Origin of the sequence: Roseateles depolymerans, from assembly GCF_003387155.1 — a bacterium.
In the GTDB taxonomy this organism is placed as follows: Bacteria; Pseudomonadota; Gammaproteobacteria; order Burkholderiales; family Burkholderiaceae_C; genus Roseateles; species Roseateles depolymerans.
On record NZ_QUMT01000003.1, the window covers coordinates 1 to 11098 of the forward strand.

The following is an 11098-nucleotide window of genomic DNA, read 5'->3' on the forward strand; positions in this document are numbered from 1 at the left end:
GTGTCCAGCGCGTTCTCAAGCTTGACGTCCCGCCCCGCCTGCACGGCGGTGGCGGCGTCAGACACCACATTGGAGCCCTGCACCCGAATGTCCTGACCGGCCGTGATCGCCACGGTGTCGCCGGAGATCGTCGAGCCGGTTGCGGTGGTGCGCTCCAGCTGCGTTTTGCTGGTGGTGGTCGTGGACTTCAGGAAGCCTTTGACCGTGTGTTTGGACGCCTCATCCAGCGACTCGGTCGATTGCGCCGCCACCAGTTGCACATCCCGGGCAGCGTTCAGCTGCACCGCCCCTGCGCTGTTGACCGAAGCTCCTTGAGCGGTGAGGTCCTGCCCGGCGCTAAGCAGCACCGTGCCCTTGGCTTCCAGAGAAGTGCCCACCTGCTGGGTCCGGCCCTGCTGAAGGTGGTTGTTGGCATCAAACGTCGCCCGGTCGCTGCTGGCGGTCTGAACCGTCGAGAGCTTCAGATCGCGGCCGGCCTGCACAAACACCCCGCCCGTGGTGTCCGTGCTACCCGTCTGCCGGACCTGAGCCGCCTCCAGCACCACATCCTGCCCCGCCTGCATCAGCATCACACCACCAGCGGTCAAGCTGGCCACCCGATCCAGCACGGTCCGCTGGCTCGTGGCGGTCGTGCTGCTCGCCGTGGTGGTGGTCACGATCAGGTCGCGGCCGGCCTTCAGGCTCATCGCGTCAGTCGCCGTGAGCGAGCCACCGATGTTGCGAAGATCGTCCGCCGCACTCAGCGCCAACTGCGCGCCCCGCATGCTTCCGCTGTTGACGATGTTCTGCGCCGTGGCTCGCAGTCCCTTAGACGCCCGCAGATCACCGCTGTTGTTCAGCGTGCCGCTGAGCGCCAGGTCCACCCGGCTACCGGCAATCAAGGCACCGCTGGCCTGCAGATCTCCGTCGCGCGGCAGCAGGTACACCTGCGGCACCAGCACACGCTGCGTACTGCCATCGGCCAGCGTGATCGATTGCTCCACCAGCCACACCAGGTCGGTGGTCAGCTGCGACATCTGCTCGGCCGTCAGCGCAACGCCAGGGCGAAGCTCATGGGCCGCTGCAAAGCTCGCGCCGTTGGTCAGTAAGGCGCGATACATCTCCTCATCGCTTGAATACCCCTGCAGGAACGTGGAGCCGGTGAGCTGACCGATCTGCTCACGCACCAGTCGCTGCTCATAGAAGCCGTCTCCCAGACGCTTCTGCACCGTGGCCGGATCCACCGCCAAGGCCTGCAGCAGATAGTCGCTGGAGAGCCAGTTGCGGTAGTTCGCGTAACGCGGGTCCGTCTCGACCAGGTAGCCGCTGCTCGTGTCCGTGCGCAGTTTGAAGAGGCTGTTGGTCGGCAGACTCAGGGACACCGGCACGGCACGCAGGCGTCCGTTGGCATCCAAGCCCTGGACCGCCACCGCAGGCTTCAACGACGTGCTCAACCCGCCCGGGCCCGTACGGACCATGGTGATGGCCCGCCGCGCCTGGGCTTGCTCGCCCTGCTCGACGTCCTGTCGCTGCATGCCCACGAGGCTGCCCAGCGGACCCTGCTCGCCGGCACGCAAGGCGGTGGCCTGGCTCAGGCTCTGCCCCTGCGCACCATCGGTTCCGGTCACCCCGCCGGCTTGCTGCCGACCGCCGGGAGCGGACCCCGACACCGCACCGCCCGCCCCCAGTTCCGGCAGCGTCAGCACCACCGTGCCGTTGATCGCAGCGTCGGTAGTGGTGTACTCATACTCGGTGTTGGGCACGCCGGAGCCGCCGTTGTAGGTGCGGTAGACATCTGTGTGCTCCGAGCCACTCACCGCCACGCTGGTGCTGCGGTTGTCAATGGAGGCCGACCGGATGTCCACACCGTCGCGGCCGATGATGCGGCTCATGTCATTGACGATGCGTCCGCCTTCAACATCGAGCGTGCCACCCACGATGATCTGACCGGCCGCGCTCTGCGTGACCTTGGCGCTTTCGGTGGTGCGGCTGTAGCTGAACGCGGTGAAGTCGCCCACCAGGCGGCTGTTCGCATCCGCAAAGAATGCAGCCACAGCGGCGTCCAGCGCAGCGTCGTCCCCCGGGGTGACCCCAAAGTCGGACCAGATACGGTCGGACGCCGGGTAATGCGCGCCCGGGACGGCCACCTCTTGGATCACGCCGTCGTTGTCCGGATATTGGTAGACGTGGTCCGCACTCAGCCGCCAGACAAAACTGCGATCGGCGGAGCCGTCTACATCGCCGCCCAGCCCGCCGAGGTAGCGCCCGAAAATCTCATTCGGATAGCGCGTGGACGGCAACAGCATCTTGCGGTTGTAGGTGTCCTTCGACCAGTTCGACGTCTTGGGGTGGAACTCGTAAACAAACGGCTCCAGCGACCCTTGCGCATTGCTGCCCCACGGACTGGACCACTGCTCCCCATCAAAATTCATCGCCCACAGCACGCGGATCTGGTCCGGCGTGTAGCGCACCGTGCTGCCGGGCGCCTGGAACTCCCAACCGCTGGTGGTGGTGCCCGCCACCTTCTGCCACTGCAGATATGGGTTCAGGTTCTGAATGTCGCCAGACTGCAGCAGCAGGTTGCCGCGTACTTCGATCGTGGCGCCGCTGTTGATCAGCTGGCCCGTGCTCAGTCGCATGTCCCCACCGCTGCTGATGAAGGCCTTGCTGGCCAGCACGCGCGGGGCGTTGGGGTCTTGCGGCAATGCATCCGCGCCGTCGTGGACGCTGCGGTTGGTAATGGCGCCGCTCACGTCCATCTGCAAACTGCGGGTGGCTTCCAGCGTGGCGTTGGTGTTGTCGACGCTGGCAGCGGTGAGGTGCAGATCGCCGTCCGCGAAGATCAGCCCCTGTGCGCTGTTGCTGACCGCGCCGGTCAGTTGCAGGGTGAGGTCGCCGCGTGAGGCAATGACAGCCGCCTGGCCGTTCTCGGCGCCGTTGGTGAGCTGTCCGCCGGAGAGCGTCAGATCACTTCCATAGATGCGGCCGGTGCCCAGGTTGCTCAGCTGGCTGGCCGTGATGCGCACCCGCTCGCCATCGATGAGGCCGCGGTTGGTGAGCGTGTTGGCGGCGGTCAGGCGGGTGTCCGCGCTGCTCAGTTCGCCGGAGGCGCGGTTGTCGATGCTTCGCGCCTGGATGTCCAAGGCGCCGCCCGCACGCAGGATGCCTTCGTTGACGAAGGTGCCGCCCAGCGTGAGGCCGATATCTCCACGCGCCTGCAACAAGGTGCCCGTGCCGTAGGTCAGGTCGCCGCCCAGCGTCAGCTGGAGCGATCCGCCGCTGGAGAACTCCCCGCCGCCCGTGAGGCTCGCGGCGGTGACGGCCAGGCCGGTGCCGCCCCACACAGTGCCGCTTCCGTTGCTCACCGCCAGCGCCGATGTGCGTGCATCCGCGCTGCCGTCGCCCACCACAGTCCGGCCCAGGCCACTGAGCACGCCCCCGCTGTTGTCCAGCGACTGGGCGGCTGTGATGCGCAGGTCGGCATTGGCGCGGACCTGACCGGAGCGGTTGTCGAGCTGTGATGCCTGAAGCGTCACCGCGTCGCCTTGAAGGCCCAAGTTGGTCGCTTGCGAGCCTTGGGTATTGCCTGACGTGTTGCGGTTGTCCAGCAGGCCGGTGGCACGCAGGTCCAAGGTCCTGCCGCCGTAGATCAGCCCGCCCTGGTTCAGGATGCTGGCCGCGGCCGCCGTGGTGCTTTGCAGTCCCACCAGTTGGCCGCTGCTGTTGTCCAGGGTGCCCGCGATGGTCAGTGCCAGCGTCTGGCCCGACACGGTTTGACGGTTGGTCAGCGAGGCCGCATTGAGCGTGACCGCTGACCCGCCGATGCCGGCGCTGTTCTCCACAGCCCCCGCGTCAATCTGCATCGCGCCTTTGGACCGCAGGCCCGTGGGCGTGATAACGGATGCATCGAGCGTATTGGCCAGCGCCGCGCCGGAGGTATGGATCGTGAGCGTGTCGTCCGATTGCAGCAGGCCACCGAAGTTGTCCAGCGCGCCACTGCGCACGGTCATCGCTTCGCTGGACAGCACCTTGCCACCGCGGTTGTTGAACGCCTGGCCGAAGGTCTGCACAGACACGGTGGTGCCGGAGAGTTCCCCGCGCACATTGGTCAGGCCAGACGTGTTGATCGTCAGGGCACCGGCGGACAGCACCGACCCCTGGGTGTTGTCGAACAGCCCCCGCGTGGCGATGGACACGGCACTGCCGGCACCACCGCCACTGGCGATGCGCCCCTGCTGGTTGTCCAGCGTCTCCGACGTCAGATTCAACGCTTGCTGCGCCAGCAAGCTGCCTTGTGCGTTGAGCACGGCCCGCGTCGTCTGGAGGCTCAGCGCGCCATCGCTGCCCACCCAGCCGCCTCGGTTGTCCAGACGGCTCACGTCCAGGCGCATGTCCGCGCCACTGCGCAGACGTCCGCCCTGGTTGTCGAGCCCTTGGGCGCCGGCGAGCCCGGTCGATCCGTTCAGGTCCGTTGTGTGGACCTGCAGAACGCCTCCGGCCTGCATCAATCCACCTGCCGCATTGCTCACTCGGCCGGCGTCCACAGTCAGGGCCGTGCCGGCGACAAGCGTCCCGCCCTGGTTGGTCAGCCCATCCATCACGTCCAGGCGCATGGCCTGGCTGCTGACCATCTGGCCGCCGTCATGGGTCAGGCTCCCTGCCTGGATGTGGAGCGTGTCCGCCTGCGTGGTGGCGCCGTTGAGCGCCAGCGCGCCGGTCACCGTCCAGTCCAGCGCACCGAGCGCCAGGACCTGCCCCTGCGCACCATTCCAGGCATCCGCATGAAGCGTCAGGTCACCGCCCGCCTGGGCGATGCGACCGGCGGTGTTGTTGACCGCTGCCGCACGCAGGGTCCATCCCCGACCCGCTGATTCGATGGTGCCGCGCTGATTGTCGAGGTTGCGGGACAGCGTCGAGACGAGCGCACCGTCGGCCGTCGTCTGCGTGACACGGCCAGCGGTATTGATCCAATCCCGGCCGGTCAGCTCCATCTGACTGGCGCTGATCAGCCCGCGGGCGGTGATGAGGTCCTGCTGGGCACTCAGAGACAAGCCCTGGGCCGCCACCGTGGCGCCGTCCAGCGACAGATCACCCGCGGTCGCTCGCAGGTTCACCGCGCGGGATTGCAGTTGCGCTCCCTGGAGTTGCACCGTTGCACCCGTCGCGGACAGCTCACCCACGGATGTCATGGCACCGCTGAACTGAAGTGCCTGGGACGCGGTGACACCCAGGTTGCCTTGCGCTGCCAGTGTGTTGTCCGCCCGCAAGCCGGCAGCCAATCCCCCCGCGCCGCTCAAAGCGCCGACGGTGACACCCACATCGCCTTGCGCAGCGACCGTGCCCGGATTGACCAGTTGGTCCGCGCGAACGGAAGCGGCGCCCTGCGCGTACACCCACCCAGCATTGCTGAATGTGCCGGAGACCGCGACGTCTGCCGCGCCGCTGCTTTGAAGAGCCCCCGTGTTGGACAGTTCACCCGCCTGCACGGTCAGCACGCCCTTGGAAGCCTGCGCGTCGGCCAGCGGCGTCAAGGTGCCATCCGCGCGCAGGCCGGCTGCGATCAGCCCCGATGCCAGCACTCGGTCCGCCCGAAGCTGAAGCGCGCCCCCTGCGCCCAGCACTCCGGCGGTTTGCAGCGACTCCGCCGCGATGTTGGCCTGTCCCCGCGCGTAGACCGTGCCGGCGCCGTCCCAGCGAGTGGCCTTCACGATCAGCGTGGAGGCTTCCAGACGACCGTCGCCGTGTTGCCATGCGCCGACGTCTACCGCTGCTGTCTGGGTCGCCGAAACCAAGCCACCCGCATTCAGCACCTGCCCTGCGGCCAATGCCACCTCCGCCGCGCCCAGTTGTCCGCCGGTGTTGTCAAGGAGGGTAGGCCGCTGCGCAGCACCGATGGTGAGCCGCTGATTGGCCAGCAGCACACCGCCATGATTGCTCAGGCTGCCGCCATCCACGCTCAGATTCCCCACCGACGACAGCAGGCCGCCGCGGTTGTCGAGGGCCGCGGCCTGAAGCGTCAACAGGCTGCTGTTCGATTCGATGCGGCCGAGCCGGTTGTCGATCCCGCCAAGGCTGACGATGCGAGACGCTTCCGTCCCTGCCACCTGCGTGTGGCCGCCCTGATGGGAGAGCTGCCCAGTGGCCCAATCCACTGACTGAGCCACCACCTGGGTGCGATCCAGCGATGCAGCACCCGCCGCCATGTCAAAGCGCCCACCGCTCATCACTTGGGCGTCGCTGAGGTCCAGCGCTGCGCCCTGCGACTGAAGGGTGGCGGCATCGAAGGCGTCGAGACGCAGGGCAGCCATCGCGCTGCCGCTTCGCAGTGACAGGCTGCCAGCGCCGTAGTGCTCGATGCGGGCCCCACGCGCGCTGATCGACGCGGCGCTCACGCTCAAGTCGCTGGCATTGGTGGCGATGCGTGCACCATCGGCCGTAAGCGCGCCGTTCAGGCGCAGGGCCATCGCCTGGCTGCCGGTCTGCAGGAACTCACCGCCGGAGAGATCCGCTTGCTGGGCCGACAGCGTCAGCACGTCCCCCATCAGCGAGGCCTTGGTCGCGGAGAGCCGATCCCCCGCCGTCAGTTGCAACGCCCCCACGGCGGAAAGGGCCGCGCCATCCACCCGGACGTCGCCGCCGGTCACCTGAACGGTCTGCGCATGGGCCTGGGCGCCGGACAGGTCCGCTGCGCTGCGCGCGGTGACGGACAGGCTGTCCTTGGCAAGCAATGTCGCCTCTCGGGCCGTGACCTGCTCGCCATTCACTGCCATCACGGCAGACTGCGCTTGCACCCCGCTGAGGTCCAGCGACGGCGCCTGCACATCCAGCCGCGTTGGCGCGATCAATTGCCCGGCCTGCTTTTGCCGGGCGCTGGCGGTCAGCGTCAACGTCGCGGGGCCAGCGCCGACCGTCCCATCAGCCGCCATGCCAGCCGCCGTCACACTCCCGGTTGTGGACCGCAGTTGCGGCGCGGCGATGCCCACACCGCCCTGCGATGCCATCCATCCCGCATTGCGCACCCCTTCTCCCGAGGACACCTGCAACGTGGGTGCCCCCGATGCATCCGCTTGCTGCGCGTAGACCGAGCCGGTGTTGTCCAGCCACCCATCCGCCCTCAGCGTGAGCTGCCCGCCCACCATCTGGCCGCCCTGCCGCACGCCCAGCCCGGCCTCGGTGCCGACCAGGATGATGCGCTGCGCATAGATGCCGCCCAGCGCGGTGCTGTCCAGCGCATACTGCGGCCGCTCGCCGCTCGCGGCGACGGTCTCACCCGCACCCTCGCCAGCGCCAGCAGTCTCCGCCGACATCACCTGCGTACCGGTCTGGATCCGCGCTTCCTTCGCCCAGAACCCGGCGTTGAGTTCCACGGCGCGGGACAACAACGCCGTGTAGTCCGTCGAGCTGGCATCCAGCCCTGCCCCGTCGATGCGGATCAGGCCTCCCTGCACCGCGAACCCGCTGACATTGCCTGCGGCATCGAACCGTGCGGTGCCCGTCGTCAGCGTCGCACTGCTCGCATTGATGAACCCGCCCCCATCGACCTGGATACCGGCCGGGTTCGCGATGATCACTTCCGCCCGGCGCCCCGCCACTTCCACATAGCCATTGAGCTGGCTCGGTGCGCTGCTGTTCACCTCATTGAGGATGACCCGCGCCTCGCCCCGGCCCAGCCAGGGGTTGCCCTGCACCCATCCGCCCAATTGGGTGCTCACGTCAGTCCGCGAGTTGTTCAGGATGGCGCCCTGCGGCCCGACATCGAACTGGCTGTAGGTATTGCGCGAGACCCCTGCGGCACTGGGCGTCTGGATGTTGACCAGCGGGGTGCCGTTCGGTGCGGTGAGCACGGTGGGCTGCTGGCTCTTCGGCGCGGAAGGATCGGCCACGATGCGGGTCGGCGGCTTTTGCCGGGACTGCAGATCCGTGCGCGACGGTGACTGGGCTTGTGCCTGCGCAGGCGGGATCGGCAACAAGGTCAACACAGCCCCGGCCGCCAACGCAGCCGCCAGCGCGATCAGGCTCGGCGGGCCGCAGGCGGTGGGGACCACCGTCTCCGCTGTGACCACGCCACGCCGCGACGGACCCTCGGTCTGCCCAGCCGCCTTGGTCTGCGCACGGACCGTCTCCGCCACGGCCATCAACTGGCCGCGTTGCTTGTTGAAAACGATGCGGTACTGGAGGCGGTTCATTGCGAATAGCTCAGAGAGAAACCGGCCGTGAATCGGGCGACCGGGAAATTGCTCGGTTGCTGGACGGGCGTGGCGGCGAACAGATCCACGGAGAAGCCCTGCCCCCGCAGCCGCGTGCCGATGACGGCGCCCACCAGATGCTTGTCCGCCAGTCGGCCGGCGCTGGGGCCGGACACCACACCAGCGTCCAGGCCCAGGTACATCGAGGCCATGCCGGTCAGTGGCAGCTCCGCTTCGTTGCGGGTGAGCAGACCGTTGTCAGCGGACAGCGAGGCATCGCTGAAGCCGCGCACCGTGTAGCGGCCGCCAATGGAGAAGCGGTCCTGCGGCGTGAGCGGTCGCAGCGCATACTGGCCGCGCCACTGCGTGCTCAGTTGCAGCTTGCGTTGACCCAGCGGCACCGCACCCGCCACGCCAAAACTGCCCTGCAGCAGGTTCATGCGTGAACTGCCTTCTCCGAAGGCTTCCTCCGGCGCTTCCAGCGCATGGAAGGCGCCGGTGCCATGCTTCAGGCTCAGTTCCATGTCGGTGGACACACTGCCCACCTGGCGGCGCAGCGTGACGCCGGTTTCCCATCCGCCGATGCGCCGCCGCTGCACTTCCACTTCCGTGTCGTCGATGTAATTGCGAGACGAGCGGCCAAACAGCTTGGCAAAGCCGCTGAACTTGTATTGGGAATCGCGCCAGAGCATGCGGGTGAGCTTGAGCTCCCCATTGCTGCTGGTGCCGCGGTAGACATAGCGCTGATTGGCGCCAATGACCACCTGTTGGTAGCCATTGCGGCTGAAGGTGATGCTCAGGAGCGAGTGGCCCCACGGTAGCGAGTAGTGCAAGACATGTCCTCCGGTGCCAGGCATTGGCCCCGGTTTGTCATGCAGGCGTTGATTGAGTTCGCGGGTATCCCGATTCAGGGTGATGTAGAAGAGGTCGTTGAGCGTGAGCGGATGGTCCAGCGACGCGGTGAGCGACAAGGGATAACGGCCGGTCGATTCGCTGCCGCTGTCGTCCAGCGACATCTGCCAGCGCCAGTTTCGTCCGCCCTGGTAACTGACCGCCAAGTCGCTCCAGCCCGGCTCGGTGGTGTCCTGCGAGGGTTGCACCTGAATATCGGCTTGGGCGCCGGGCACGCGTTGCAGGTTCTCCAGCGCCTGCTCCATGTCTCGCAGGTTCAGCACATCGCCTTCCCGGATGGGCAGCGCATTGGCCAGGCGCACTTGGGGGGATGTGCCCTCCCGAAGGCGGATGCGGTGGACACGCCCTGGCACCACCGTCAGCACGAGGCGGCCGCTGGAGAGATCCTGCGGCGCGGCCAGCACGCGGGTGGTGATGTAGCCGGCCTCGATGACCGCGTCCTGCATGCGCGTCACCACGGTGCCGATGCCCTGCGCCCCCAAGCAACGACCGATGGGGGCGTCATCGCCGGCGGGCCCGTCGACGGCGCGGATCAGCCGCGCAAGGGCCGGCAAGTGGTCGGCGCCTTTGAGCTCGATATGCTGAATGACAAAGCAGGGGGACTCGTCGTCCCGCAGGCGCTGACGGCTGGGCGGCGCGCTGGCTTGCAGGCGCACATCCGGCTCTCGTTCCAGCGACTGGCGTTGCTGCGCCTCCCGCAGCTGCTGCAGTTGACGCTGGGCGTCCGGATCCACCACGCCCGGGGGCGAGGACTGGCCCCAGGCCCACCCGGCGCTCAGGCCGAGGCTCAGGCCAAAGCTCAAGCCGAAGCTCAAACGAAAGGCCGTACGGACGGCCTGTTGAATCAGGGACAAGGAAGAACCGACACCTGCCTGGCCCTCCCCATGCAGGTGCAAAGAATGCAGCTTCATTTCTCACGCGCTGGTTGAATTCTTGTGAACCCAAGGTGCGCAGCACGTCAGAAGAAGCCGTTCAGCTGGATGGCAACCGCATGGTGACAATCGCGCTGGCGGCCCCGCTATCTCCATGGCCGTGAAGGCGGGGAGACCGGAGGCTTTGCGTCACCGGCTCGCGCCGGTTTTGCCCTGGGGGCCCGCGTCTGAGTCGTCGCTCAGTGAGGGGCCAACGTGGTGGGAATGTATCCAGGCGTATCTACTTCGTGAACCAACCCGGAGGGGGTGGTTGACGGAAGCGCCATGCAGGCGTTAGCAATGCCGCAGTTTTTCTCTCTGTGGGCCCCCGAGGTTGACGCGTGCAACCCACATCGCTTCGGCCCCTGCGTGCGACAACAGAACAAGGCCTTGCCCGCATGCCGATGTGCGTGAGGAGTAGAGTAGAGCGATCGGGGTCTCGGACCTGCCTCGGCGGTCGCCGTTGGACGTCCCTACGCTGTTGTTACGCGGCTGGGTAAAGTCTTGTTGCCTGGTCAACGGCGCAGCGGCCCAAGGCGTTGGCCCCCTATCAAGATGGAGTTCTGATGATGAAAAAGCTGCTGATTGCCTCCCTGGTGGCCGTGCTGGCCGCCTGCCAGACCACCAATCCTGATGTGATCCAGCGCGGCGATGCGCAGCGCCTGTCTCAGGTGCAGGACGCCACGCTGCTGTCGGTCCGCCCGGTGACGGTGGACGGCAGCCAGAGCGGCGCCGGTGCAGTGACCGGTGGCGTGGTGGGTGCCGTGGCCGGCGGCAGTGTCGGCGGCCGTCGTGAAGGCCTGGTGGTGGGCGTGCTGGGGGCTGTGGCCGGCGCCGCCTTGGGTAACGCCGTGGAGCGCAGCGCGACCAAGGAAGATGCGGTCGAGCTGCTGCTGCAGATGCGCAATGGTGAGCGCCGGGCCATCGTCCAGGCCAAGGGCGCAGAGGTGTGGCAGCCGGGTGAGCCGGTCATCCTGGTGACTACCGGCGGCCGCACCCGCGTGATGCGCGCACCGGCCACCACCGGCGCTCCGCAGTCCAACTACCAGCAGCCGCAATACCAGCAGCCGCAGTATCGCCAGCAGTAAGCCTTCGTCGGCTCGCTAACGA

3 protein-coding genes and 1 riboswitch are annotated in these 11098 nt (G+C 67.4%); of the genes, 1 reads left to right on the forward strand and 2 read right to left on the reverse strand.

Annotated elements, in window-relative coordinates:
- On the reverse strand, positions 1-8165 hold an 8165-nt coding region (locus DES44_RS13875; RefSeq protein WP_116001612.1), incomplete at its 3' end, for a two-partner secretion domain-containing protein.
- On the reverse strand, positions 8162-9931 hold the full coding sequence (locus DES44_RS13880) for a ShlB/FhaC/HecB family hemolysin secretion/activation protein (protein ID WP_170156677.1): 1770 nt from the start codon (positions 9929-9931) through the stop codon (positions 8162-8164). The genes DES44_RS13880 and DES44_RS13875, both read right to left, overlap by 4 nt.
- A gap of 151 nt (positions 9932-10082) precedes the next feature.
- A riboswitch (cyclic di-GMP riboswitch) is annotated at positions 10083-10172 on the reverse strand.
- A gap of 382 nt (positions 10173-10554) precedes the next feature.
- Here DES44_RS13880 and DES44_RS13885 point away from each other — a divergent pair.
- Positions 10555-11076, forward strand: coding sequence for an outer membrane lipoprotein (locus DES44_RS13885; protein WP_232309939.1), 522 nt, complete (start codon positions 10555-10557; stop codon positions 11074-11076).
- Positions 11077-11098 lie beyond the last annotated feature (22 nt).

Excerpts from the sequence above, each read along its gene's own strand:
- DES44_RS13885 (WP_232309939.1), top strand. The coding sequence starts at position 10,555 with ATGATGAAAAAGCTGCTGATTGCCTCCCTGGTGGCCGTGCTGGCCGCC.